Here is a 24,920-nt window from a genome sequence, read left to right as displayed (position 1 = left end):
GTCCAGGCAGGCGTTGAATCACAGTGTTACCGTTGCGCCACAATCAGATGATTGTTAAACGGAGTGCCACCCCACAACGGGGATATTTCCACCTTCAAACCGGAATCTGACAGCACCTGGCGGAACTGGTCCGCCTCCGGATAAGCCGTCGGCGCCGCCTTCATCCAGAAGGTCATCTTCGCCAGATAATCCCCCAGAACCGTGATTTTATAACGTCGTGAGGCGTCACGGAGACAGGTGCGGATTACCAGTTTGCCCCCAGGGGCCACTCGTGCCGCCGCCGCTGCCAGCAGAGTATTCTGTTCCTCCATGGTAAAAAATTGCAGGATGTCCAGGATCACCACATGGCCGCTAAAGTCGGGCAGCCCCGTCCGCGCATCCCCGGCTGAAAAGGCCAGCCCCTGGTTTCCAGACTTCACCACCATATCCATCGCGCTGGCGATCTTGCGCTTGTCATAGTCAAAGCCTGTGATCGGTGCCGTATGCCCGCAAGTGCGCAGGTAATGCGCCAGCAGGCCGATGCCGCAGCCGATGTCCAGCACGGGCAGGTCAGTCTGGCCGATCTCCTTGACCACGGCCTGATAAACAGGGTCACTGGCCAGTTTGGAGCGTGTGTAAAAGAAATCCCAGCGCCGTTCACACAGTGCAGCGATGTTTTCAAGTTGGGCCAGGGTGGGCGTCATGCAGAGACTTTGCGTAGTGGGTTGCCTCCGCGCCCCAGGCGCAGCAGCAGCAGGGGCAGCCTCCAGGCAAACCCGAATAGCAACCGCGCATGCATCCACGTTAGCACAGTGTTATCCCGAAAATAGCGAAACTGAGAAACGCCGCCTTCTTCTTGGGTCAGATAGCGAACAGTCGTCGGCACGGCCAGCATGGGCACTCCTTGCCAGGCCAGACGCACTGCGATCTCCGTATCATAGTCGAACCGTCGTGCCCAGATCGTTCCCCGAAAGGCGCGCAGCAGCAGCGGGACAGGATACAGCCTCATGCCAAATAACGTGTCCGGGATACCCCAGTTTAGCGTTTCCAGATTTGCCCACATGTTGGAAATTTTGCGCCCCTGCACCCTCAGCTGGGGGGCTTCCGGGCCAAAGACCGGCGTGCCCATCATCACAGCACCTGGATATTTTTCACAGAGGGCAATAAAACGGGGGATGTCATGGGACGGATGCTGCCCGTCTGCATCGATCGTCAGCACGTGGCTGTATCCTGCCTCATGCGCAAGCCGGGTCCCATGCAGTACGGCTGCGCCCTTGCCTCCATTTTTTTCCAGGGAGATGACTTTCAGACCTGGGGCCGTTTCCTTCAGCGGCTCTAGCAGTGCTTCGCTGCCATCGGTGCTTCCATCCATCACTACCCACACATCTGGCCAGTGCGTCAGCACTTCGGCGACTGTTTGCGGCAGAATACGGCCCGTGTTGTAGCTAGGTATCAGGACCAGGATCTTCATGCGGCTGGGGATTTCAAGGCGGTCAAATAACACTGACGCAGTTCATTGAGAAAAGTTTGCGGATCACCATTTGCAGGGAAATGCAATGGCTCTCCCACCGTCATGGAAAGGCTCACTTTCTCCGTCGGCAGTCGCCACAGGGGCCAGCCTTTGTTCAGATACCGGCTGTTCGTTTTCACATAAACTGGCCAGACTGGCACTCCTGCGTTTTTGGCCACCAGCGCCAGCCCGCCCTGAAAGGGGTTGAGTTCCCCATTCTCCGCACGTGTGCGTGTTCCTTCAGGGAAAAACAGAAGACGTCCCCCTCCTTTAAGCATGTCAATGCATTGACGTAGCATTTTATGAGTAGGTTCGTTGGGGATGAAGCCGGCGGCTGTCGCCCCGCCAAACAAAATCGGATTACACATCAGGGATGCTTTCAACACGCAGGCCATGTGGTCAACCTCCGCCAGCACAAACACTGCATCCCATAGCGCCGGATGATTCGGTGCCACGATCATTCCCCCTTGCTGATCCTTCAGCCGCTCAAACCCCACATATTCACATTCGACGATTTCAAACCAGCTTAGCAGCTTGAGAAATCCCCGAAACGCCGTGCGCAGGAAACTTTGGCCCACCATTTTTGCATCATCTTCATTAAAAACGACTGGCAGCAGCAGGCACAGTAGCAAAAAACCGGTTCCCCCGAAAATCCAGTATAGCAGGCTCGCTATCCAGGCGGTGATTAGGCGTAATCGGTCCAGCATGCGGTAAGGATTGGGCAATACGTTCAGACCGGCTCAGAGCGTCGTGGGAGTTGTTTTTTCTGGATTGGCACAAGCTTAGGGCATGGAGTATGAGGGCGCCGATTATGTTTCAGCCCGCATCGCTTGTCCAAGCCCTTTCCGCACTCCCGCACGGTCGTGCATTTCGCTTTATCGATGAAATGGTATCCATGGAACCTGGCATCACTGCCACGGCCCGTTGGACATTGAAAGGGGATGAAGCCTTCCTTGAGGGCCATTTTCCTGGTCAGCCTCTGCTTCCGGGTGTCATCATGATTGAGGCCCTGGCCCAGTTGGGCGGTATTCTGGCACAGAGTGACCGTGGTGATCAGCCTCTTAAAAATGTCCGTCTCACCGCCGTCCGTCAGTTTAAAATCTTGGGCAGCATTCCACCTGGGGAAACTCTCACTATTACTGCCAAAAGAGATGCCGTGATGCCTGGTCTCGTCCAGGTAAGCGGGGAAATTATCACTTCAGATGGCACCCGTCTTGCCACGGGCAGCATCATCCTCAGCGGAGAGGAATAAATTCTCCGTCATGGTCGCACCAGTGTGTGCGCCTGCCTTTAGTCCACCCTTTTGGCCCGAGGTTCCCGTGCCACCGTATCCGGAGCACCCGCACTCGTTACAAAAGGACCGTCAGCCATCGGGGCGATGTTTGTAAAGCCCACGTCCGGCATATCACTCGGCTTGCCGGCCAGAGGGAAATCTTTGCGCAGCGGGAAGTAAGGATACCCTTCCCACATGAGGATACGGCGCAGGTCCGGATGACCGGCGAATTTGATCCCCATCATGTCCCAGACTTCACGCTCGTGCCAGTCAGCCGTCGGCCAGATGTCGCTGACGGTCGTCGGCTCTTGGTCATCTGGGATCTGGGATTTGATCCGCAGGTGCTGGTGATGACCGTAGCCATACACTTCATACACCATTTCAAAACGCGGCTCCTGGCCCATGTGATCCAGGCTGGAGATATCCACCAGATAGTCAAAATTCAGCTCATCACGGCAATACTTGAGCAGCGGCTTGGCCCCTGCCAGGGTGACTTGCAGTGTCTGCTCTCCACGAAATTCGGTGGTGCTCAGCACGGCTTCGCCGAACTTTTCCTTCAGGGCAGTGACCATTTGCGCGGCGTTCATGATACGATTCGTGACAGCTTGAGCTTATTGAACTTTGACGATTTTTAGGGAGCGACCTGGGGGATTAAGACAGGTCGTTGATGAGTTCCTTCTTCTGTTCAGAGACAGAATGCTCACCGTCAATCTTACGCTGGAGGCGCATCAGGCCTTCCATAAGTGCCTCCGGGCGTGGAGGGCAGCCGGAGATGTAAATGTCCACCGGGATCAGGTGATCAATGCCCTGCAGCACCGCATAGCTGCGGTACATGCCGCCACTGGAAGCACAGGCACCCATGGCGATGCACCACTTCGGCTCCGGCATCTGGTCCCAGATGCGTTTCACAGCCAGAGCCATCTTATAAGTCACCGTGCCCGCCACGATCATCACATCCGCCTGGCGGGGGGAAAACCGCATCACTTCCATGCCAAAACGGCTGAGGTCATAGCGGCTGCAGGCGGAGGCCATCATCTCAATGGCGCAGCAGGCCAGTCCCATGGGCATCGGCCAGAGCGAGTTTTTGCGCATCCAGTTGACCGCTGAATCTAGCTTAGTGAAGACGACATTGCCCTCGATTTTAGAATCGTAGGCGGCGTGAGTTTCAGCAGGGGCGACCATGGCTTTGGGGAAAAGGGTTAACAGCGCAAGAAATACGCCCCGCCTCCCCCCCCGGCAACCCGTTTGTGAAAGTTTTCACAAGCTCCAGATACACTCCTGCGCTGGAATCAATAGGTTTGCAGCCCTGGCGGTGTTCCGCCGCCCCCATTATAACCGGGCGCATAAGGTGTGCTGCCTGCGGGCTGCTGTACCTGGTAGCCACCACCTGTCGCTGCTGGGGAGCTAGGGTATGTCGGATAGGTGGCAGCGGGCTGTGGATTATATCCACCATACGCAGGTTGAGAGGGATAGGTCGCTTGCTGCTGCGGATACGCAGGCTGTTGGGCGTATCCCCTCTGCCCATAGCTGCCCTGGCCCACGTTTTCTGCCGTGAGTTCCACCTGCCCCATCTGCATATACGGAATGCCGATCTTCTGCGCCGCAATGCTGGACAAATTGATCACCCGCCCTGGATAATACGGAAAGCGGTCATTGATCGTCACATTGACCTTTTGACCGTTCATGATGTTCTTTACCGTTACCACCGTCCCAAAGGGCAGGGATGTGTGGGCCGCAGTATAGGCCTGTGGATAGTAGATCTCTCCTGAAGAAGTGGGCCGTCCTGTATAGTGGTCCGCCACGTAGGATGCCCACCCCTGCTCCTGGTATGGAGGCGGGCGGGAGGCACAACTGACGAGCGCCAGCATGGCGAGATAAAAAAACCAGCGACAAAACATGCTGACAAAGGTCTTACACAAAAATCATTACCGCGTCATCCTTAGATTCTGCGAAGTCGTCTTTTCCTTAAACTAAGTGGCAGCACCCGCCAGTCCGCCCTCCATGGACCACACAGGCTGGGGCAAAAAGGAGCCGTTCTTTAAAAAGTGCTCTACCGCCCGCAGCACCACTGGCCGCCACATGATGAAGGTGTGATCCGCCGGGGTCACCATAAAATCTGCCTGCCCCTCCACCCAGCCGCCTGCCACCGTCACGATTCCGTCGGATTCAGGACCCAGCAGATGACGGAAAAAAGGGATCACGGGTTTATTCCCCATGATGACTCCCGTTCCCGGCGGCACCGGTCCCAACTGTCTGGGCACACTGTGTTCATTTTCACCCAGTTCCAAAACCACGGGCCCTAGCAGCCGCCTCAGCCACGGCAGATGCCCCAGTTGCTCCAGCACCTCACTGCCCTGGTTGGGCGGCCCCAGCATCACCGTCCTGCCCAACGGAAAATCTGGATTGCGCTTGGCTGCCCAGGCTCTGAAGAGAATGCCACCCAGTGAATGAGTCACAAAATGCACTCGACCTCCTTCAGCAGGTTTTAGCTTTTCCAGCGTGGGCATCAGCCGCTCATTCACCGCCTTTTCGACAGTCATCTTCCTGGAGGGATAGCGCACGCTTGCCACCCGGTATCCTGCCCTCCATAGCCAGAAACGCACAGCCAGCAGGCTTCGGGCACTGCGCCCAAGCCCGTGGATCAAAACCACGATGTCCCGTTGGGTGTTTCTCATAGGTGGATTCTTACCCGCATTTACATCAGGTCAACCGCCGCTTTGCCCGGTTCCCATGCAACACATGATCAAGAATCGTCAAACACCCAGCAAGAATGATCAGCAGCGTTGCATTGCCTGCTCAGGGGGCTTTGGAACAAGCTATGACTGATCATGCCCACCCATCGTACCATTCAGCTCGTCGCTAGCGGCGACCTCCGCCTTTCCGCCAACCAAACTTGCTGGCCTGCTCAAAAGGCCATGGAGGACGCTCTCGCCAAAGCCCTCAAGGCCGAAGGTTACGAGGTCAAACGTGCGCATCCGTATGATGCGAAAAAAAAGCACGGTTTCATCGCCAGCCAGCGCGAGGGCATTGAAGTCTTCCGCACCATAGATCCCGATGCACCCCTCATCGTCGCTGAGGCCGTCTGGCAGTATTCTCATCACGTCCTCGCCGGCCTCACCACCCATCGCGGCCCCATCCTCACCGTCGCCAACTGGAGCGGCCAGTGGCCCGGCCTAGTCGGTTTGCTAAACTTGAATGCCTCCCTCACCAAGGCCGGCGTCAGCTACTCCACTCTTTGGAGCGAAACCTTCACCGATCCCTTCTTTAAAAACGGCCTCCGCGAATGGCTCGATACTGGCAGCGTCACCCATGACCAGTCTCACGTCCGCGATCTCTCCCTGCTTAAAATCCCTGGCGATGATGACACCCTCGGTCGCGACTTCGGCCGCCGTTTCCGCAATAACAAAGCCATCTTCGGCGTCTTCGATGAAGGCTGCATGGGCATGTACAATGCCATCGTGCCGGATAATCTCTTTCACTCCACCGGCTGCTTCAAGGAGCGGCTCAGCCAGTCCACCCTCTATGCCGCCATGCAGACCGTCAGTGATGACGATGCCGCCGCCGTGTATGCCTGGCTGAAGAAAAAAGGATTGCAAATGCAGTTAGGCCAGGATGAAGCCACCGAGCTCACCGAGCCACAAATCCTCCTCCAGTGTAAAATGTACATCGCCGCCGTCCGCATTGCCGACGAATTCGGCTGCGATGCCATCGGCATCCAGTATCAGCAGGGACTTAAGGACCTCACCCCCGCCAGCGACCTCGTTGAAGGCATGCTCAACAACGCCGACCGCCCTCCCGTCCACAGCGCCGATGGCAAACGCATCCTCTTTGAAGGCGAGGCCCTCCCCCATTTCAATGAAGTGGATGAATGCGCCGGCCTGGACGGCCTCGTCACCTATCGCCTCTGGCGCGAGCTCGGCTTCGCTCCAGAAAATACCCTTCATGACCTCCGCTGGGGTCAAAAGTATAACAAAGATTACGTCTGGGTTCTCCTCATCAGCGGTGCCGCACCTCCTGCCCACTTCATCGGCGGTTGGAAAGGTGCTAGCACTGAGCGCCAGCCCTCCATGTACTTCCGTCTTGGCGGCGGCACCATGAAGGGCATCAGCAAGCCCGGCCACATCGTCTGGAGCCGCGTCTTTGTCATGGACGGTGCCTTGCACTGCGACATTGGCGTCGCCGAAGTCGTGAAACTCCCCGCTGAGGAAACCGACCGCCGCTGGCAGGAAACCACCCCCCAATGGCCCATCATGCACGCCGTGCTCAAAGGCGTCTCCCGCGACCAGATGATGGCCCGCCACAAGTCCAACCACATCCAGGTCGTTTACACCCCCAACGAAAAACAAGCCCACCGCGCCGCCCGCATCAAAGCCGCCGCCATGAGCGAGCTAGGCATCCACGTTTCTCTCTGCGGTGATGTGAAATTGGGCTAAGGATAAATATAACAATCCTCTCATGAAAGCCCCGCTCCTTTCGCTGGCATGCCTCGCCCTGTTCACCACCCTCACCCCCGCCGCCGGTCTCCCTCCCATGCTGGACCTCCCCGGTACGGGTCAGGACCCCACCAAGATCGACTTCACCCAAATGCAGGTGCTGAAGGGAGAACATGCCCTCGTCACCCATGGTGATCCCAAGTGGAAATTTCGCCTGCACAATTACCTCGCCTTTCATGAGGGGAAATACTGGTGCATCTGGAGCCATGGCCCCGTTATTGAGGACAATCCCACCCAGCATGTTCGCTACGCCACCAGCCCTGACGGCCTAACATGGAGTGAAGATAAACAACTCATGCCGCCTTCCCCCAAAGAAGGCTTTCGCTACATCGCGCGCGGCCTCTGGGTTCGGGATGGCAGGCTCCTCGCCATCGTCAGTCATGACGAAGCCTTCAATGAAAAAGGCAAGGTCCACTTCTTTGGCAAAAGCCTGCAACTCCTCGCCTGGGAATGGCAGCCGGAGAGCCAGTCGTGGAAAGAACTCGGCCTCATGATGGACGATGCCATCAACAACTTCCCGCCACAAAAAATGCCTAACGGAGAGTATGGCATGCTGCGCCGGGATCACGAGCGTAAGGTCTCCATGATGTTTGGTGGAGTCACCTCGCCTCTGGACTGGAAGGCCGTTCCCCTCGTCGCCTATAAGGGTGAAGGCTTCGCCCCTGAGGAGCCAGACTGGTGGACCCTGCCCGACAACCGCCTCCTCGGCCTCTTTCGTGACAACAGCGGCTCCTTCCGTTTTTACCGGGCCGTTTCCAGCGACAACGGCCGCACTTGGACTGCCCCGGAGAAGACGAACTTCCCCGATGCCACCAGTAAATTCTTCGGCCTCCGCACCAGTCGTGGTTATTATGTCCTCGTCTCCAATGCCAACCCGAAGCAGCGGAATCCCCTCAGCCTCTCCACCTCGGATAATGGCGTTACCTTCACCCGCATGGCCGCCCTGCCGATTCCTGAAAAACTCAGTGCAGACCCTAAAATAACCAACCCGCTGCGCTCCGCTTCCACAGAAACGTTTCAATACCCACACGTCATCGAGCAGGACGGCTACCTCCTCGTCGCCTTTTCGCGTCGCAAGCAGACCATCGAAGTCGTCAAAATCTCCTTCGATGAGATTGAGCGTCTTCGCCAATAAAAGGACTCCAGTAGCGCCCAGGGCGAGTCCCAAAAAGGATGCCTTTGATCCCGGTACCTCAGAACGAGGCATTCCTTTTGTAACAGTCGGCGGGATTCTCGAGTAAGAAGAGTACTTCCTTATTCATCCATGCTCAAGACCTTCCTCCTCTTTGCCATCCTCGCAACTTCAGCTTCATCTGGGATCACTGCCCCGGGCGGGTCCAGTGCAGAGGATGCGAAACTTAGCATGCAAATGGATAAGGCCTGGGATGTCACCTGGACCCGCTTTTATCTGCCCCAGGTCCATACCTTTGCAGACTATCTCAGCAGCTACGAAAAGGGCAAAGAGCAGGCGCATTTACCCACCGCAGAGGAGGTCCGCCGCCAGTATCCAAATCCCTGCGGTTACAGCACCGGCATGGAGGACGGAGCCATCCTGGGCGGTGCGATGCTCAGCGTATTGTGCGATCGATTCGCCGTCACTGGAGAGGATGCACTACGCGGTCAAGCGGCTGAAGTTTTCGCCGGTCTGCGCCTCTGCGCCACCGTGCACGGAGTCCGCGGCTTCGTCGCCAGGAATGTCTGTCCTGAGGATGGCAAAGGCGTCTATATCAATTCTTCACGGGACCAGGTCACCCACTTTGTCCACGGCCTCTGGCAGTATTACCACAGCCCTTTGTCCGATGAGACCACGCGCGTTGAGGCCCGTAAAATCATCGCAGACGTGGCCGAGCGCATGATCGCTTTTGTCACGCCTGAAAACGATTACGACTTCTGCCGTGCCGACGGTGCCCGCTGCCCACTCGGCATTTGCCGCATGTGGAACGTCAAGCCTCATGAGGCCGCCCGCCTCCCTATGATCTACGCCGCCGCCTGGGACGTCACTCGGGATGAGCGCTATCACAAGCAATGGCGGCATTACGTCACCGAAGCCATTGAGCAATCCGCCAACCCAGACCCGGACAAGCCCGCTTATGCCCTCTTGCAGATGCAGTGCTCTTTGGAAGTTCTCCATGACCTGGAGCCAGACCCGACACTGAAGGCCACCATCCATGCCAGAATGCTGCACGTCCGCAGCCTCGCCGCCAAGAGGTTCACCAGCATACTGGCCAGCATCGGTAAAAAGACGCCTGAGGAAATGCAGATGCTCGGGCCGGATTGGCGCACAGTTCCCGTGTGGAAAGATCAAAAAGGCTACCCCAACCCCCAGTGGGGCCCGTTTCGTGAAATCTGGCATATCAGCCGTGAAGCGGGTGAATCCGCACTCGTCCTGCTCATGGCGGATCCCTCATCAGCCACCGAATCTCAACGCACCTCGCTGAGCCAACTGCTCAGCAACTTCGATTACCAGCACAACTCCAGTTGCGGCATCATTTACCATCTGGCCGCCTACTGGAAGGCCCGCCGGCATGCCGTTCTTGAGGTTAAACCGTGACTTCGTCGTTTTCCTCACATCTCACTCCGCCGTTTCATCCAGCATGCTTCGTTTCCTAATTCTCTCACTTCTCACTTTGAGCGCCTCGGCTGCGGATGTCATTATCTATGGCGGCACCCCGGGTGGTATCGCCGCCGCCATCAGTGCCGCCCGCCAGGGCCGCACCGTCACCCTGGTGGAGCCTCACAACCACATCGGCGGCATGACCACCAGCGGCCTCGGCAAGAGCGACATTGAAAACCGCGCCATGATCGGTGGCATCTTCAAGGAATTCATCACCGGCGTCTATGACCACTACCTCACCACCTATGGGAAGGATCATGAATCCACCAAGCTCTGCAACGAAGGTTATTATGCCGAGCCCTCCGTCGCCGAAAAAGTGTTCCTCACCATGCTGGCCAAAGAGGCCCGCATCACCGTCCTTAAAGGCTGGCGTCTTCGCACGGTCAAAGTGGAGGACAATCGCCTAACAAGCATTGAGATAGTGAACCATCAGGCATCCATCGTCCATAACCTGGTCGCCCAGGTCTTCGTGGATGCCACCTATGAGGGGGATCTATATGCCGCCGCCGGAGCCCGTTTCCGCCTCGGTCGCGAGTCCCGCCAGGAGTTCGATGAACCTCATGCCGGCGTCGTCTATTTCGATTACCAGACCCATGAATTCCTTCCCGGCAGCACCGGCGCTGCCGATGACCGCCTGCCCGCTTATACCTATCGTCTCTGCCTAACTAAAGATCCCGCCAATGCCCTGCCCATGACCGCGCCCCCGCCCGGTTATGACCGCACTGCCTACCTCGGTTATTTCGATGACCTCAAGGCTGGCCGCCTCGCCGGACCCAAAGTTTTCAAGCCCGGCCGTGGATACAATCCCGCCCATTTTAATACCCTCGTCCGCTCCCTCTCCGTCACCGACATCCCAAATAATAAAACCGATGTCAACATCAACCCCCGCCCCCTCGGCTTCCCATTCCCTGAGGAAAACAAAGGCTACATCAAAGGAGACAACGCCACCCGCCAGCGCATTTGTGAAAAGCACCGCAGCCTCACCCTCGGCCTCCTCTGGTTCCTGCAAAACGATCCCGAAGTCCCCGAAGCCCATCGCAAGATCGCCAACGAACTTCACCTGCCCAAGGACGAATTCACCGACAATGCCGGTTTCCCCTGGCAGCTCTATGTCCGTGAAGGCCGCCGCCTCATGGGCGAATACACCCTCACTCAGCACGACATCACCGGCAAGGGCCAGCAGCCCAAGCACCATGCCGATAGCATCGCCGTTGGCGAATTCCCCATCGACAGTTTCCCCGCCAGCAAGCGCCAGCCCGGGGATACCATCGTTTTGGAGGGTTACCTCGGCATGCTCGATTACATCACCCGCCCTTATGAGATTCCCTACCGCATCATGATCCCGGAAATCGTGGATGGCCTCATCGTTCCCGTTGCCGCCAGCACCACCCACGTCGCCTTCTCCTCCATCCGCATGGAGCCCACCTGGATGGCCCTCGGCCAAGCCGCCGGCATCGCCGCCCACCTCTCCATCCATCACAAACTCCCCCCAAGAAAAGTCCCCCTCCCAGAGCTACAGGAACTCCTGTTGAAGCAAGGCCAAGTCCTGAGGCATGTGACGAAATAGCAACCGCATCCAGCGCTCTGTTGTCCCGGCTTTAGCCGGAAATAAGTTTGTCATAGAGCGTCGTCTTCACCACTCCACCCTTCTCCCAGTCTCTCCTCATCCTGCATCATATTAGCAAGGTCTTCGCTCAGGCGACACAGGAAGAATACCCCGAAGCACAATACTTCTGTAAATTAAGATTGATGCACTGGATATTCCGAAGAATCTTCCGAAGCATGCACAAAATCCTTCGCCTCTTGTTTCTGGTCAGCGTCACCGTTTCTTTGTCCCAGTGCGCCATGGGAACCACCAAAATTAAGGCAGATCATACCCCTCTTTCGAGCTCTGGACAACAACGTGGCACCATCTACGTGAAGCAGTTCACGGATTCTCGCCAAGTGGACGATAAAGTGATCATCGGCAATAAGCGCAATGGTTTTGGAATGGTGCTGGGTAATCTGGCCATTAAGAACAGCGAAGGCGTCTCCGGCCTCATGACGGATGCCGTGGCCGATGCCCTACGTGCGTCCGGTTACCAGACCATTGTCGAAGGAAAAGGTACCGCCCCCGGCAATATTCCCGTCTTGGAGGGTGACGTGTATGAGTTTTGGATGGATCTGTTCACCACCACCTGGCATAACGTGGGGGTAGATCTCAAACTTCGCAGCCCCTCGGGAGCTCTTGCCTGGCAGAAAAAGATCAACGGCACAGAGACCAATGTCCTATGGCTAGGCCTCAATGAAGAGTTCACCAAGGTCATGCGGCAATCCATTGACGAAGCCAAGCAGGAAGCCGTTAAAGAGTTTTCCTCGGGAACGTTTTCATCTGCAGCCCGACGTTGATAGGTTGGATGGTGCTATGCCCATTGCCGATGTCACAATACTCCAAACATCGCTGGCTCTGGTTTTCCCGGCATGATCCCTGGAACCCGGTGTTCGCCCGATATAGTGCGCTAGTGGCATTGGCGCAGTGGATCGTAATGCTGATGTGGCTGAGCTTCTGGGCCCCATCTGGACTGGCTCATCCGATAGAGCAGTGCATAACGGGCGGGATCGCCACCTTGCTTTTTCTTTTCGGGTATCGAGGCACGGTCAGCGGATACGCCAACAGATTGGGAAGCCTGATTATCGCAGCCACCCAATGCTTGTATTTTAGCCCTTCAATTGCTGGGTCTGCTGCATCTATATCTTCAACTTTGAAGGCAAAGCGTGACGCTAAATACCGCCATCGAAACACCTGCCGCAACTTCGCTATCTGCCGAGTGGGTATGGGCCCAGTTTTGCTGAGTCATCGGGCGACCTTGATTCCTTAGCACGGCAAGTTCTCTTTGTGGACCATCAAAGGAGAGTTGGGTGTCACACGGCATGTCTAGCCGTTATCGGCTGAGCAAGTCCAGGCTGCCGTTAACTTTCACAGACTTGCAAATCATAATCAGTAAACGATATTAAATAATATGCAACATATCACACAAGGCACCTCCAAAACCGTCCACCCAGTCATATCCATGCAGTCCCCAATCCCCCATACTTTCCCCATCCTCCCCGCGTGGGGATTCCATGGGAAAACTCATCCCCATCGCAACTCATTGATTTTCAAGATAGTAACCCAATAAATCCCCAAATGGGGATAAATTAAAATTCATCCCCATTCCCCAAGATGCCGCTTTTCGAGCCCTAAAGTATTCCAGAGTTCTAGCTCGCCAACAGCCCGCTTTTCTAGCCAATCCCCCACCCCACGGCTGCAAATTCAGGGTTGGCTGCATGCTCATGCCAGATTCACCAAGTCAAACATCGTCAACCACCCAGCAAGAATACGCAGCGGCAAAAGATTGTGCCAGGAAACAAACCCTCCCAAGCTGCCGTTGGACTCCCCGTCTTCCCAACCGACCGACCATGAAGCCTTCCTCTCTCTGCCTCTTTGCGCTCTCCGCGCTCCTCTGCGGCTCCGCCTCCGCCAGTGATACACTGACCCCGCTCAAGTATAACAATCCTGGTCTGGTGGTGGATCTTGGCGTCGGTCTCTGGGCCTGGCCGCTGCCCATGGACTTCGATGGTGATGGTGATCTGGACCTCGTGGTCAACTGCCCAGACAAACCCTCCAACGGCATTTACTTCTTCGAAAACACCTCCGGCGATACCGCCAAAAACAAGATGCCCGTCTTCAAGGCCGGCGTCCGTTTCAGCAAGGGTGCACAGAATGTCCAGGTCAGTTATGTGGATGGTAAACCGGTGGTCACTACCCCCGGCATGATCCATCCGGACTTTCTCAAAACAGGCATCGAAAAAGAGGTCAAACTGGGACCCGATAAAAACATCCACATGAACAAAGTCCGCGCCAACATGTGGCGCATCGTGGACTTTGATGGTGACGGCAACAACGACCTCATCGTCGGCGTGGGTGATTGGACCGAATACGGCTGGGACAATGCCTATGATGCCAATGGCCGCTGGATGAATGGTCCCCTTCGCGGATACGTTTACGTGCTGCGCAATACCGGCACCAACGACAAGCCAAAGTATGACAAAGCAAAAAAGGTCATGGCCACAGACCGGCCCGTGGAAACCTTCGGCTGGCCTTCCCCTAACTTTGCCGACTTCGACGGCGATGGCGACCTCGACCTCCTCTGCGGCGAATTCCTGGACGGTTTCACGTATTTCGAAAACGTCGGCACCCGCACCAAGCCCAAGTATGCCCTGGTCAAGCGAGTCAAAACCGACGCCGGTAAATACCTGACCATGGACCTGGAGATGATTACTCCCACCGCCATAGACTGGGACAAAGATGGCGACCTAGACCTCATCGTCGGTGACGAAGACGGTCGTGTCGCGTTCATCGAAAACACGGGTGCCTTTGCTGAAAAAGTTCCTGTCTTCAAAGAGCCTGTTTACTTCAAGCAGGAAGCCGCTGATCTCAAGTTTGGCTCCCTGGTGACACCCGTCGGATTCGATTGGGATGGTGACGGGGACACGGATCTTCTTTGTGGTAACACAGCTGGTTATGTCGCCTTTTTTGAGAACCTCAGTGGTAAAGGGGTGGAGAATCCCAAGTGGGCCGCGCCAGTGCGCCTGGAGGCAGACGGCAAAGTCATCCGCCCCATGGCCGGTCCCAATGGATCCATCCAGGGGCCCTGCGAGGCCAAGTGGGGCTACAGCACCCAGACCGTGGGTGACTGGGATGGCGACGGTCTTCCTGACCTCCTGCTGAATTCCATTCTGGGTAAAGTGGTGTGGTATAAAAACATCGGCACTCGTGCCGCCCCCAAGCTGGCTGCTGCCCAGCCCATCGAAGTCGAATGGAACGGCCCCCAGCCCCATCTCGCTTATGGCTGGCTGCGCCCTGAAGGCAATGGCAAGGGCCTGCTCACCCAGTGGCGCACCACGCCGGTAGCTGTGGACTGGAACAAAGATGGTCTCATGGACCTCGTCATGCTCGACCAGGAGGGTTACCTGGCCTTTTTTGAGCGCACCAAAACGGATGGCAAACTGCTCCTCCAGCATCCCCAGCGTATCTTCTGTGCGGATAAAGCCGCCAAGCCCCAGGGCCTGGTGGACACAGCCCTCGCGCACATCAAAATTCGCAATCCACTGGACATGAAACCTGGTGAACCCCTACGCCTGAATGCCGGCATCGCAGGTAAAAGCGGTCGTCGTAAGATCTGCATCATGGACTGGGATAGCGACGGCAAGCTAGACATCCTGCTTAACTCCGCCAACGCAAACTTCATCCGCCAGACCAGCAATGCCGATGACAAATGGTTCTTCACCGATGAAGGCCTGCTCTCCGATGCCAACATTGAAGGCCACGACGTCAGCCCCACCACCGTGGACTTCAACGAAGACGGTCTCCCTGACTTCGTCGGCGGTGCCGAAGACGGCCGACTCTATTACATGCGCAATCCGAAGACGAAGTAAAAGCAGGATGCGCGTCTATCGTGGCCCCGGAGCATTGTTCCGGGCCGCGTCTCGATCCCATCCCGGAGGGGTGCCTCGGTAGGAGTGGTCCCGGCGCTTGTAGAGTGACTCACCTGTTTCACGGTCAAACATGTCGCGGGACATGTCTGCGGGCACACTGTCACCCGTCTGGTCGGCCCATTCATCCATCAGCTTGGCCAGCCGGGATTTCACGGTGGCGTAGTCGGGATCATTCGCCAGGTTGGAAAGTTGGTTAGGATCAACGTCGCTGCGGTAAAGTTCCTCGGCAGGTCTTGGGGCCTGGAAGACATCGGCTTGAGCCGGGGTCAGCTTGCCTTCTTCACGGGCCTTCAGCAGTTGCAAGTAGGAGGGTGAGCGTACTGAGTCCGCCGGGCCTTGCCACGGCTCCTGCGGCCGGTTGTTACGGATCAGGATGAAGCCCTCGGATCGTACAGAGCGGCCATGAGCGGCATAGTCATGCCAGTTATGTTCAGAGAAGGCATGCTTGCGTACCTCCGTATGAGGGTTGGTCAGCACGGGGGCAAAGCTGACGCCCTGCATGGTGGGGGCAGCAGGAACCTTGGCCAGTTCCAGCAGAGTGGGGGCGATGTCGATAGTGCTGATGAGGGACTGACTGGAGGTGCCGGGTTTGCCAATGCCCGCAGGCCAGTGGGCGATGAAGGGCGTCTTCATGCCGGAGTCATGAAGACGGGTCTTAGCTCGTGGAAAGGCACGGCCGTTGTCGGCCATCATGAGCAGCAGGGTATTGTCCAGTGCGCCCTGCTTCTCAAGCTCCGCAACGACTTGACCAACGAAGTAATCCAGCCGGGTGATCTCATTGTAGTAAGAGGCCAGGTCCTGGCGCGTTTTTGCATCATTAGTTAGGAAGGGCGGTACGATGACCTTGGCGGGATCGTGCTTGGGTCCGTAAAGCTCTTCCTTCCAATCCTTGTCCGCATCCCAGTCTCGGTGAGCATCCAGGGAGGCAAACCAGAAGAAGAAAGGCTTGTCCTTGGGCCGCTCTTGCAGGGTCTTCACCCACGTTGCATGACCGCCTTTGTTACCGGGTTTATTGCCGATATCGAAGTGGTCAAAGGGGGCTGGCTGAGGCTGTTCACCTTTAGCTGGCTCGTCTGAGGTCATGTGGTGCTTGCCGACGAGTGCGGTGTAATAACCTGAGTCCTTTAACAGACGTGGAAACCAGGGCAGGTGGGCGGCAATGGGCTGGTGAAGTTCGGAGGCGCGGCCATTGTTATGCGGGTAGCGTCCCGTGATGGTGCTGGAGCGGCTGGGGCTGCAACTGCTGGCGGTCAGGTAGGCTTCATCAAAGCGGCGGCCATTGGCGGCCAGCTTGTCCAGGTTGGGTGTGCGGGCGGCTGCATTGCCGTAACATCCGAGATCATCCCAACTGACATCATCTGCCATAAACAAGATCATGTTAGGCCGCTCGGCTGCACTAACAAACGATGTGAAAAGAATGGGCAGAAGCAGAAGTAGGCGAAACATGATGGGTTTTTGATGTGCCACTGGTAACGCAATGCACTGACGTTTTATCCGCGTTTCGGACACATTTTCTCGGATCACCAGAGCGATGTCAGCCGACAATCTCTGTGGGGCAATCCGGCAGGCTGGCCATGAAGGCGCGGCCGTAGGGCTTGGTGAGGATACGGTTGTCGAGGATGACGACCATGCCTTTGTCGTTCTGGGTGCGGATGAGGCGACCGACGCCCTGACGGAGCTTGAGGATGGCCTCGGGGACGCTGTATTCGCTGAAGCTGTTGAGGCCCTGCTCCTCCAGGTATTCCATGCGGGAGGCAGTGACGGGGTGATCCGGCACCGCAAAAGGGAGGCGGGTGATGATGACGTTGCTCAGGGCCTCGCCAGGGACGTCCACGCCGGTCCAGAAGCTGTCTGTGCCAAAGAGGATGCTGTGGGTGTCCTTCTTGAATTCATGCAGCATCTGGTGCCGGGGCATGCCTCTTCCCTGAACGAGCAAACGCCAGCCGTGATCCAGGCAGAAGTCCTCAATGCGGTCGGCCAGTGCGGTCATCTGGCTGTAGCTGGTGAAGAGGACGAAGGCGCGGCCCTTGGACAGGCCAAGGAAGTATTCGATCTGCTCGATCATCGCATCCTGATACTGCGCACTGCTGGGTTCGGGCATGCGCTTGACCAGGTATAACTTCATTTGCTTTTTGAAGTCAAAAGGGCTTTCGATGGTCGCGGCCTGGGCCTTGTAAGCTCCCACCCGGTTGCGAAAGTAGTTCAGCTTCACGTCATCACCCACGCCCAGCGTGGCACTGGTGAAGACGCAGGCCTTGGTACCAGTGAAGAAGATACTCTCCAGTTTTGGGGCAACATCAATGGGGGCGCTGTGAAAGGAGACGATCTTGTTATCACCGCCGCTGCGTTCGGCCCAATAGACGTGCCCTTCCTCGCTCTGGTCCAGGAATGAACTGATGGCCAGACGCAGGGCACCGAGACGTTTGGCGATGTCCAGTAGTTCCAGCTTTTGGCCCTCACTCTTGGCGGCGTCCCCAGCCTTTGTGGCGATACGGGCCACGCGCTGAAGGGGCAGGGAAAGGGTGTCTTCGGTGAGTCCCGCTTCGCGCACGCGGAATTCTTTGCCATAAGGCCCGGTGAACTTGCAGGCATTCTCGGCGGTGCGGAAGAAGCTTTCCACCATGCCGATGCATTGGGAAACTTCACGCGTGCCATCCTGTTCCCCCAGGGACTGGAAGAAGCCTTTGCGGGTCTTGGGATTGAAGAGACGGCCCAGTTCAAAGCGGATGTTGGATTCGCTGACATGGATGCCGAAGGCCTTGGCCGCGATGTTCTCGATGGTGTGGGCCTCGTCCAAGATGACGAAGTCACGCGGGAAGATGAAGTTGGCATCTTCCGCCAGCGGGCCTTCTTCGGCTGAGGCCAGCAGAGTAAAGAAGAGGGTATGGTTGAGCACCAGCACATCCGCCTCCGCCATACGGCGGCGGACGTCCTGGTATACGCAGCCACTCCCTGGAGGGCAGCGGCGCGGCGTGCAGGCATGGGGCTCGCTACAGACGAGGGACCAGACGCGGGCACCCGGGGTGAAATCCATCTCGCTCAGCGTGGCAGAAGGGTTCTCCCGGAAGAAATCTTCGATGAGTTGTAGCTCGGCCGTCTCGCTGCTGCTGAAGAGGTCGCCGCTATGGGAATAGGCGTTCTTTAGGCGGGTGGGGCACAGGTAGTTGCTGCGGCCTTTGAGCAGTTCGGCATGAAAGGGGCCGACGATCTTTTTGACGATCGGGATGTCCTTGTGGATGAGCTGCTCCTGGAGGTTGATCGTGTGGGTGGAGATGATGGCCTTACGGCCCTGCTGGAGGGCGTATTCGACGGCAGGCACCAGATAGGCCAGGGACTTCCCGACGCCAGTCGCAGCTTCGACGACCAGGGGCTTGTTCTTTTCCAGGGCACCGGCCACGAGTTGCGCCATGCGCTGCTGCTGCGGCCGGTATTCAAACTGGGGGGACAGGGCCAGCTTTCCCTCGGTGGAAAAGGCATGATGCATCCTCTCCGCGAGCGAAGGGCCGCCGGGAGCGCCGTCGGAGGCATCGAGAATACTGATCATGTGCACATCATGCCGGGGGCGGCGGGTGGTGCAAGAGGTTCAAGTGTCTGTGGATACATCATCCCACTCCTGATCCATATAGCCGATGAGCCAGTTCAGAGCATAGTGGCGTTCCATTACGACACCGCCCTCCAATTGGGCTGGAGCTTCCTCTCCTTTGAGCCGGGCGCTGGTTGTAGCCCAATGGTAACGATAGATTAGGTCGGCTTCATCCAGCAACTGGTCGAGAGGGCGCAGCTTGGCATCCTTGAGGAGCTGTTCCGTGCTATGATCGCGGACAATACCCACTAGTTTGATGACATCGCAAATTTTGTCTGGGCGGTCCAAAGACTCGACATAACCTAGAGCCCACAGCAGTACCCACGCACATTCATAGCGCCAAGCAAAGTTGAGCCGGTCTTGCTCAGAAGGGGAAGGGTTTTGGATGAAGGCCTTCTCATTGGGGTGAAAAAAGCTTCGGCCCCATACTTTTTGACCAGAGTTTCGACGATGGCTTGGTCTAAGCCTTCGCCTTTGACTGCGGTGATACAAACCGCTATGGCGCGACGGGCGATTTCTTCAGCGCTGCGCTCACGACAGCTTTGGCTGTCTTCGATCACAGGAAGGTGATCAATGGTTGCTACGCCCTCTTTTTTCAGCCGCTCTATGGACCGTATTTTACGGGAGGCCGCTTCGACTGAAGGTGAGGTGGCCTCATGTTGCTCAATCTTGATTTTCCGTTCTCCGGCTGTTTGGCTCATAGTGGGAGTAAATGCCAGGGGCAGGAATACCACTGCCCAGGCAAGCTTTTCAAGCCGGTTTATGTTCATGCAATCGAAAGGACAAATCCCATCACAACCCGATCATCAACTGAGCGAACTGGAGGCCGCTGACGGTGATCTGGCCGCTATTACTCACAAGACCACGGGTGTTGTAGTAATGGGGGATGGGGTCGTCTTTCACCCAGGAGACAGTGACCTGGGGAACGGCCTGTCCGACAGCAGTGACGCTCACGGGAAGGCCCCAGCGGGTACAGCGGATCTTCCAGGCATTCACGGGAGTGGGGGCACCCTCACGCAGCCAGGGATAACGGGTGAGGAAATCCATCTTGGCGGTGGCGGGGACGGTGATTTCAAACCAGGCCTCGCTACTGCGGATGAAAGTGGCTAGGGAGATATCAGGGTTTTTGGCGTGAGCCAAGTACAGGGCCTGGAGGTCCAGTCCCAGGAGGTTCATGCCATTAAAAAGCCCGTGATGATTGGGTGAGCGAAAGTGGGTGGCATGCCAGGCTTCAAACTCGGGGTTCAGAAGCATGTTCAGTTCCACATGCAGGTGGGCACGGCGCTGGTCGATACCACTACCGGTATAGCCCATGCGCCCCAAAATGGAGGCATGAGTAACCTTTTCCCCTGCGCTGACATTGGCGGAGGCGAGGTGGGCATACAGGGAATAAAAGGTGCCTTCCAGGAGTTCATGCTGGACGACGATGTAACGTCCATAATTGCTAAGGCTGGCACCGGCCGTGACGTAAACGACCGTTCCGGGCAGGATAGGGTGAATGTCATCCAGCGGATTGCCCCGGCCATCCCGCTGAGTGGGCTTGATGTCCATGCCCTCATGGAAGCGGGCGTAGGCGATGCGGGAGCCGATACGGCGGGCATCCCGGACGAAGCCAAACTGGCCACCTTCCCATGGGGTGGATTTAACGCCTTCAAAGTCGCGGTCCACAAACTGGAAATAACCCTGCCCGTCACCGACTAGCAGGGCACCATTGCCTGTGGGCAGTCTCAGGTCCAGGGCGCTGACGCTAGTGACCGCAGCGAGGAAGAGGGCGAGAAATCGAGACATAAGTAAAGGTACCCGGCTATCCAAATCGGGGCGAAGCCGCAAATGGATGTACCCATCACTGCGGTCCGCCCCGGATAAGGAGAAATGAATGGAATCAGAATCAGATGAGGCCCAGCTCAGTCACCGCAGCGCGCTCTTCACGGAGTTCGTCTTCGGTAGCCTTGATCTTGGCCTGGCTGAATTCATTGACCGGCACGCCCTGGACGATCTCCCATTTGCTGCCGTCGGTGCGGACAGGGAAGGAGAACATGAGGCCTTTTTCGATACCATAGCTGCCATCGGAGCACACGGCCACGCTGGTCCAGTCACCTTCAGCGGTCGGGTGAGTGAGGCTGTAAACGGTGTCGCAAGCGGCATTGGCGGCGGAGGCGGCGGAGGAAAGACCGCGAGCCTTGATGATGGCGGCACCGCGCTGCTGGACAGTGCTGATGAAATCGCCCTTCAGCCAGTCGTGGTCGCTGATGACATCGGTCACTGGCTTACCGTCAATTTTGGCGTTGTAGAAATCGGGATACTGGGTGGCGCTATGATTTCCCCAGATGGCTAGGTTGGAAACGGAGGTATTGTGGACGCCGGCCTTGGCAGCGAGCTGGCTCTTGGCGCGGTTTTCGTCCAGGCGTGTCATGGCGAACCAGCGGTCCGAAGGCACACCCTTGGCATTGTTCATCGCGATGAGGCAGTTCGTGTTACATGGGTTGCCGACGACGAGGACGCGCACATCGCTGGCAGCGTTCTTTTCAATGGCCTTGCCCTGGTTGGTGAAGATGCCGCCGTTGATCTTCAGCAGGTCTTTGCGCTCCATGCCAGCCTTACGTGGGACGGAACCGACGAGGATGCCCCAGTTCACACCTTTGAAACCTTCGTCCAGGTCCGCAGTCGGGGTGATGCTATTGAGCAGAGGGAAAGCGCAGTCATCCAGCTCCATGCAGACACCGCTGAGGGCACCGAGGGCAGGTTCGATCTCGATCAGGCGCAGATTCACGGGCTGGTCCGGGCCAAAAAGGGCACCCGAGGCGATGCGGAAAAGGAGGGAATAACCGATCTGACCGGCGGCACCGGTGACTGCAACTGTGATGGGGGCTTTGCTCATGGGTATGGAACCTTGATGATTCGCAGGGGATGCCCGGCAGCAAGGGGAAAATGCCAGTCTTCCTTGTGCGGCTACCTTTCCCGGTAGGCGCTGGGGGTCTTGCCCGTGCGTTTGCGGAAGTGCTGGGTGAAGGCGCTTTGGTCCGGGAAACCGCAACGGCGCGCGATTTCAGCCATGGAAAGGGCCGTGGTCTCCAGCAGGCGGGCGGCAGCGAGGACGCGGGTTTTCAGCAGAAACTCCTGAGGCGTGATGCCAAAGGCGGCCTGGAAATGCCGCTGGAGCTGGCGCAGGGACTGGCCGCAGGCGGTGGCCACGTCTTCGACAAGGAGCGGCCGGGCAAAGTCGTGCCGGATCATTTCGACCGCCTGGGCGACGGTTTGGAAAACAGGCAGACGGCGCTCGGCCTCATCTGGACGGCGCAGCAGGCCCATGACGCCCTGGATCTGCCCGTGCTGGTCATGGACGGGCAGCTTGGTCACCAGAAACCAGTCCGGCATGCCCTGGCGGTCCCACCAGAGCTCAATGCGCTCAATCTTTGGGGCTTTGCCCTGGAGGAGTTGGTCGTCGTCATCCACATAGGCCTGGGCCATGCTGCCGGGGTTCAGATCAAAGTCCGTCATGCCCAGGATTTCGAATTCATCCTGCATGGAGTAACGCTGCCGCAGGCCCTCACTGGCAAACATGAGATGACCCTGCCTGTTCTTGGCAAAGAAATACACGCCGGGGATATGGTCAAACAGGGGATGAAAGAGTGCGGCAGGTGCCAGGGTGGCGGCCCAGCGGTCACGCTCCCGCTGCCAGTGCCGGATCACGGAGGCGGGACGCTGGCTTAGGGCGCGGGGTTTGAGAAGTGTCGCATTTCGCATCATCTTTGTCGTGACGATGATGGGCACGTTTGTGTAAAACTGCAATCCCTCAGCCGCCATGAAACCCATTGTCCAAATTTCACTCGACCTAACCAATATTGACGAAGCTCTCGAAACGGCGGCCCTGGCCATGCGTGCTGGCGTGGACTGGCTGGAGGCGGGTACTCCGCTGATCCTGGCTGAGGGGCTGCATGGAGTGCGGGCTTTGAGGAAAGCCTTTCCGAATACACCCATCGTGGCGGATCTAAAGACCATGGATGGCGGGTACCTAGAGGCGGAAATGATGGCCAAGGCCGGGGCGACTCATGTGGTGGTGATGGCCCGTGCGCATGCGGAGACGATCAAATGCGTGGTCAAAGCTGGCGCTGATTTCGGCTGCAAAGTCATGGGGGATAACATGGTGTGCCCGGACATGGTGGAAGGGGCCAAGTTTCTCGAAGACCTGGGCTGTGATTATGTGATCCACCACATCGGCTATGATGAGCGCCGGGGCATCGCGGCTGCGGGCCATCGCATGCCCAGCCCCATGGACCAGCTACGCGAGGTGGTGCGGGCGGTGCAGATCCCTGTGCAGGCGGTGGGCGGGCTCACCCTGGAGCAGGCTATCCAATGTCCGCAATACGGTGCGCCGCTGGTGGTGCTGGGTGCTCCGCTGACGATTGATGCCGATGCCTTCAAGACGGCGGATGGGGATCTGGAAAGCTCCCTGCGTATGATTTGTGAAGCAGTGCATGCGCAGACAGTGGTGAGGTAATCCGATAGAAAGGCACGCACGGTAATCTTCTGTTCATGGTCACAGCCATGAGTCATGCAGAATGCGATGTACAAGCATGAGTGATGATTCCCCGGCTGCTTCAGAAAATCCCAAGCCGAAAAACCGCCGCACCCGCCTGAAGGAGGGCTATTTTAATCTTCTGGTTAGGCGCTGGGGAAGGCTTTCCGTGCGCGGCTGGTTAGAGGTTCTGGCCTTTTTGCTAGTAGGCTTCGTCATCTACAGCATTCTTTTTGTGAAACGTGAGGTTATTGAATACCGGCCTAAGCATGAATTCGCCGTTTCTGATCCTGCCTTTTTTGGCTCCGCTCATGCCATGGCGGACCCGGTCCCCATCGGGGGGAACAAGATCACCCTGCTGCACAATGGCGTGGGTATTTTCCCGCCTATGCTGGAGGCGATACGCGCTGCGCAGAAGACCATTAATTTCGAAGCATTCATCTTCCATTCAGGCAAGGTGGGATCCCAGTTCATGGACGCTTTTTGTGAACAGGCGGGCAAGGGAGTGAAGGTGCGCATTCTGTTGGATGGCATCGGCTCTGGCTTAGGGCTGAAGAATGAGGAGATCGACCGCCTGCGCAAAGCGGGCTGCCAAGTGGCCTATTACCATCCGGCCAGGGGCATCCGCATTGACCGCATCAACCGGCGCACGCACCGCCGGGTGCTGGTGGTGGATGGGAAAATGGGTTTCACCGGTGGAGTGGGATTCGGCGATGAATGGCAGGGAAATGCCGATGCGGCCGACCACTGGCGGGAGGTACACGGCCAACTGGAAGGCCCCATCGTGGCCAAGCTGCAGACCGCATTCCAGCAGCACTGGCTGGAGGCCACGGAGGAGCTCCTGAGCGGTGCAGACCACTTTCCAGCATTGCCGTCCGCAGGTCCGCTCATGGCGCAGGTGATCACCTCACGTGCCTTCACCACCGCCCCTCTTCCCGTCACCCAGGCGGTGGCCATCGCCGCTGCGGAAAAGAGCATTTACATCACCAATCCTTACTGCACGCCGACGGATGATTTTGTGCATCTGCTGGCGGAGGCCACTAAACGGGGGGTGGATGTGAAGCTCATCATTCCAGGAAAATACAATGACCAGCCAGCCACCAAATCTGCCGGCAGTGAAAGCTATGGAAAGCTGCTCGAAGCGGGAGTGAAGATCTTTCAGTACAGCCCAACGATGATTCATTCCAAAACGATGGTGGTGGACGGGCGTTTCTCCCTTTTCGGCACGTCCAACCTGGATCCGCGCTCTTCACAGATCAATGAGGAGATCGATGTGAGTGTCTATGATGTGGGGTTCGGAGAAGCGATGGACCGTATTTTCCAGGATGATCTGAAATTGGCGAAACCCTATACCATGGCGGATTTTGAGGCGCGCTCTTTGAAAGACCGCTTCCTGGAATGGATCATGATTCCTATTCGGTCTCAGCTCTAGCCT

At 57.3% G+C, this 24,920-nt stretch carries 21 protein-coding genes and 1 pseudogene; 9 read left to right on the top strand and 13 right to left on the bottom strand.

The genetic code is table 11. The features are described from left to right. Positions 1-26: 26 nt before the first annotated feature. Genes EI77_RS05515 through EI77_RS05505 form a run of 3 tightly spaced genes read right to left on the bottom strand, consistent with a single transcriptional unit; the run spans position 27 to position 2,214 of the window. Positions 27-683, bottom strand: coding sequence for a class I SAM-dependent methyltransferase (locus tag EI77_RS05515; RefSeq protein WP_133793734.1), 657 nt, complete (start codon positions 681-683; stop codon positions 27-29). Beyond that, positions 680-1,450 carry a glycosyltransferase family 2 protein gene (locus tag EI77_RS05510; RefSeq protein WP_133793733.1) on the bottom strand — a complete coding sequence of 257 codons (771 nt, stop codon included), beginning with the start codon at positions 1,448-1,450 and terminating at the stop codon, positions 680-682. Before EI77_RS05510 ends, EI77_RS05515 begins: the two co-directional genes overlap by 4 nt. Further along, positions 1,447-2,214 carry a lysophospholipid acyltransferase family protein gene (locus EI77_RS05505; protein ID WP_133793732.1) on the bottom strand — a complete coding sequence of 256 codons (768 nt, stop codon included), beginning with the start codon at positions 2,212-2,214 and terminating at the stop codon, positions 1,447-1,449. Before EI77_RS05505 ends, EI77_RS05510 begins: the two co-directional genes overlap by 4 nt. A gap of 71 nt (positions 2,215-2,285) precedes the next feature. On the opposite strand from EI77_RS05505, the gene EI77_RS05500 reads away from it, so the two are divergent. After that, on the top strand, positions 2,286-2,741 hold the full coding sequence (locus EI77_RS05500; protein ID WP_341806005.1) for a 3-hydroxyacyl-ACP dehydratase FabZ family protein: 456 nt from the start codon (positions 2,286-2,288) through the stop codon (positions 2,739-2,741). 38 nt (positions 2,742-2,779) lie between these two features. Here the strand turns inward: EI77_RS05500 and EI77_RS05495 are convergent, their stop codons facing one another. The 4 genes from EI77_RS05495 to EI77_RS05480 form a co-directional block, all read right to left on the bottom strand. After that, positions 2,780-3,349, bottom strand: a complete 570-nt coding sequence (locus EI77_RS05495) for an NADH-quinone oxidoreductase subunit C (protein ID WP_133793730.1) — start codon at positions 3,347-3,349, stop codon at positions 2,780-2,782. A gap of 64 nt (positions 3,350-3,413) precedes the next feature. After that, positions 3,414-3,944, bottom strand: a complete 531-nt coding sequence (gene nuoB, locus EI77_RS05490; protein ID WP_133793729.1) for an NADH-quinone oxidoreductase subunit NuoB — start codon at positions 3,942-3,944, stop codon at positions 3,414-3,416. Between the two features lie 107 nt (positions 3,945-4,051). Further along, complete coding sequence (locus tag EI77_RS05485; RefSeq protein WP_133793728.1) at positions 4,052-4,660, bottom strand: septal ring lytic transglycosylase RlpA family protein; 609 nt, start codon at positions 4,658-4,660, stop codon at positions 4,052-4,054. A gap of 72 nt (positions 4,661-4,732) precedes the next feature. After that, complete coding sequence (locus tag EI77_RS05480; RefSeq protein ID WP_133793727.1) at positions 4,733-5,437, bottom strand: esterase/lipase family protein; 705 nt, start codon at positions 5,435-5,437, stop codon at positions 4,733-4,735. 153 nt (positions 5,438-5,590) lie between these two features. Between EI77_RS05480 and EI77_RS05475 the strand changes: the two genes are divergently transcribed. From EI77_RS05475 to EI77_RS05450, 6 genes are all read left to right on the top strand, one after another. Then, entirely contained in the window at positions 5,591-7,195 is a 1,605-nt protein-coding gene (locus tag EI77_RS05475) for a fucose isomerase (protein ID WP_133793726.1), read from the top strand. 22 nt (positions 7,196-7,217) lie between these two features. Then, a complete protein-coding gene (locus tag EI77_RS05470) occupies positions 7,218-8,390 on the top strand; it encodes a sialidase family protein (protein ID WP_133793725.1) in 1,173 nt (390 codons plus the stop codon). A gap of 129 nt (positions 8,391-8,519) precedes the next feature. Next, positions 8,520-9,806 carry a hypothetical protein gene (locus EI77_RS05465; RefSeq protein ID WP_208300271.1) on the top strand — a complete coding sequence of 429 codons (1,287 nt, stop codon included), beginning with the start codon at positions 8,520-8,522 and terminating at the stop codon, positions 9,804-9,806. Positions 9,807-9,849: 43 nt separating this feature from the next. Further along, positions 9,850-11,436, top strand: coding sequence for an FAD-dependent oxidoreductase (locus EI77_RS05460; protein WP_133793724.1), 1,587 nt, complete (start codon positions 9,850-9,852; stop codon positions 11,434-11,436). A gap of 215 nt (positions 11,437-11,651) precedes the next feature. Then, positions 11,652-12,257 carry a hypothetical protein gene (locus EI77_RS05455; protein WP_133793723.1) on the top strand — a complete coding sequence of 202 codons (606 nt, stop codon included), beginning with the start codon at positions 11,652-11,654 and terminating at the stop codon, positions 12,255-12,257. 1,050 nt (positions 12,258-13,307) lie between these two features. Further along, positions 13,308-15,326 carry an FG-GAP repeat domain-containing protein gene (locus EI77_RS05450; protein ID WP_133793722.1) on the top strand — a complete coding sequence of 673 codons (2,019 nt, stop codon included), beginning with the start codon at positions 13,308-13,310 and terminating at the stop codon, positions 15,324-15,326. A 15-nt stretch (positions 15,327-15,341) separates the two neighbouring features. Here EI77_RS05450 and EI77_RS05445 read toward each other — a convergent pair whose 3' ends face one another. From EI77_RS05445 to EI77_RS05420, 6 genes and pseudogenes are all read right to left on the bottom strand, one after another. Next, positions 15,342-16,832: a sulfatase family protein gene (locus tag EI77_RS05445; RefSeq protein ID WP_133793721.1), complete on the bottom strand. Its 1,491-nt coding sequence runs from the start codon at positions 16,830-16,832 to the stop codon at positions 15,342-15,344. Between the two features lie 88 nt (positions 16,833-16,920). Continuing rightward, positions 16,921-18,930, bottom strand: coding sequence for an ATP-dependent DNA helicase (locus EI77_RS05440; protein WP_133793720.1), 2,010 nt, complete (start codon positions 18,928-18,930; stop codon positions 16,921-16,923). Positions 18,931-18,969: 39 nt separating this feature from the next. After that, positions 18,970-19,670, bottom strand: a pseudogene (locus EI77_RS23735) (DUF4272 domain-containing protein). A 91-nt stretch (positions 19,671-19,761) separates the two neighbouring features. After that, positions 19,762-20,757 carry a M23 family metallopeptidase gene (locus tag EI77_RS05430; protein ID WP_133793719.1) on the bottom strand — a complete coding sequence of 332 codons (996 nt, stop codon included), beginning with the start codon at positions 20,755-20,757 and terminating at the stop codon, positions 19,762-19,764. A 100-nt stretch (positions 20,758-20,857) separates the two neighbouring features. Then, complete coding sequence (locus EI77_RS05425) at positions 20,858-21,847, bottom strand: malate dehydrogenase (RefSeq protein ID WP_133793718.1); 990 nt, start codon at positions 21,845-21,847, stop codon at positions 20,858-20,860. Between the two features lie 71 nt (positions 21,848-21,918). Next, entirely contained in the window at positions 21,919-22,740 is an 822-nt protein-coding gene (locus EI77_RS05420; protein WP_208300269.1) for an AraC family transcriptional regulator, read from the bottom strand. Between the two features lie 31 nt (positions 22,741-22,771). On the opposite strand from EI77_RS05420, the gene EI77_RS05415 reads away from it, so the two are divergent. Further along, positions 22,772-23,467 carry an orotidine 5'-phosphate decarboxylase / HUMPS family protein gene (locus EI77_RS05415; protein WP_133793717.1) on the top strand — a complete coding sequence of 232 codons (696 nt, stop codon included), beginning with the start codon at positions 22,772-22,774 and terminating at the stop codon, positions 23,465-23,467. Positions 23,468-23,543: 76 nt separating this feature from the next. After that, positions 23,544-24,917, top strand: a complete 1,374-nt coding sequence (locus tag EI77_RS05410) for a phospholipase D-like domain-containing protein (protein ID WP_166647058.1) — start codon at positions 23,544-23,546, stop codon at positions 24,915-24,917. The last annotated feature ends 3 nt before the right edge of the window (positions 24,918-24,920 follow it).

The sequence above is a fragment of the Prosthecobacter fusiformis genome, from assembly GCF_004364345.1.
Classification (GTDB): Bacteria; Verrucomicrobiota; Verrucomicrobiia; order Verrucomicrobiales; family Verrucomicrobiaceae; genus Prosthecobacter; species Prosthecobacter fusiformis.
This window is presented reverse-complemented; position numbering and strand designations above follow the sequence as displayed.

Coding starts and splice junctions, on each gene's coding strand:
- EI77_RS05495 (WP_133793730.1), bottom strand. CDS start 3,349: ATGAACGCCGCGCAAATGGTCACTGCCCTGAAGGAAAAGTTCGGCGAA.
- EI77_RS05450 (WP_133793722.1), top strand. CDS start 13,308: ATGAAGCCTTCCTCTCTCTGCCTCTTTGCGCTCTCCGCGCTCCTCTGC.
- EI77_RS05510 (WP_133793733.1), bottom strand. CDS start 1,450: ATGAAGATCCTGGTCCTGATACCTAGCTACAACACGGGCCGTATTCTG.
- EI77_RS05465 (WP_208300271.1), top strand. CDS start 8,520: ATGCTCAAGACCTTCCTCCTCTTTGCCATCCTCGCAACTTCAGCTTCA.
- EI77_RS05455 (WP_133793723.1), top strand. CDS start 11,652: ATGCACAAAATCCTTCGCCTCTTGTTTCTGGTCAGCGTCACCGTTTCT.
- EI77_RS05445 (WP_133793721.1), bottom strand. CDS start 16,832: ATGTTTCGCCTACTTCTGCTTCTGCCCATTCTTTTCACATCGTTTGTT.
- EI77_RS05515 (WP_133793734.1), bottom strand. CDS start 683: ATGACGCCCACCCTGGCCCAACTTGAAAACATCGCTGCACTGTGTGAA.
- EI77_RS05415 (WP_133793717.1), top strand. CDS start 22,772: ATGAAACCCATTGTCCAAATTTCACTCGACCTAACCAATATTGACGAA.
- EI77_RS05430 (WP_133793719.1), bottom strand. CDS start 20,757: ATGTCTCGATTTCTCGCCCTCTTCCTCGCTGCGGTCACTAGCGTCAGC.
- nuoB (WP_133793729.1), bottom strand. CDS start 3,944: ATGGTCGCCCCTGCTGAAACTCACGCCGCCTACGATTCTAAAATCGAG.
- EI77_RS05460 (WP_133793724.1), top strand. CDS start 9,850: ATGCTTCGTTTCCTAATTCTCTCACTTCTCACTTTGAGCGCCTCGGCT.
- EI77_RS05485 (WP_133793728.1), bottom strand. CDS start 4,660: ATGTTTTGTCGCTGGTTTTTTTATCTCGCCATGCTGGCGCTCGTCAGT.
- EI77_RS05470 (WP_133793725.1), top strand. CDS start 7,218: ATGAAAGCCCCGCTCCTTTCGCTGGCATGCCTCGCCCTGTTCACCACC.
- EI77_RS05500 (WP_341806005.1), top strand. CDS start 2,286: ATGAGGGCGCCGATTATGTTTCAGCCCGCATCGCTTGTCCAAGCCCTT.
- EI77_RS05410 (WP_166647058.1), top strand. CDS start 23,544: ATGAGTGATGATTCCCCGGCTGCTTCAGAAAATCCCAAGCCGAAAAAC.
- EI77_RS05475 (WP_133793726.1), top strand. CDS start 5,591: ATGCCCACCCATCGTACCATTCAGCTCGTCGCTAGCGGCGACCTCCGC.
- EI77_RS05480 (WP_133793727.1), bottom strand. CDS start 5,437: ATGAGAAACACCCAACGGGACATCGTGGTTTTGATCCACGGGCTTGGG.
- EI77_RS05425 (WP_133793718.1), bottom strand. CDS start 21,847: ATGAGCAAAGCCCCCATCACAGTTGCAGTCACCGGTGCCGCCGGTCAG.
- EI77_RS05440 (WP_133793720.1), bottom strand. CDS start 18,930: ATGATCAGTATTCTCGATGCCTCCGACGGCGCTCCCGGCGGCCCTTCG.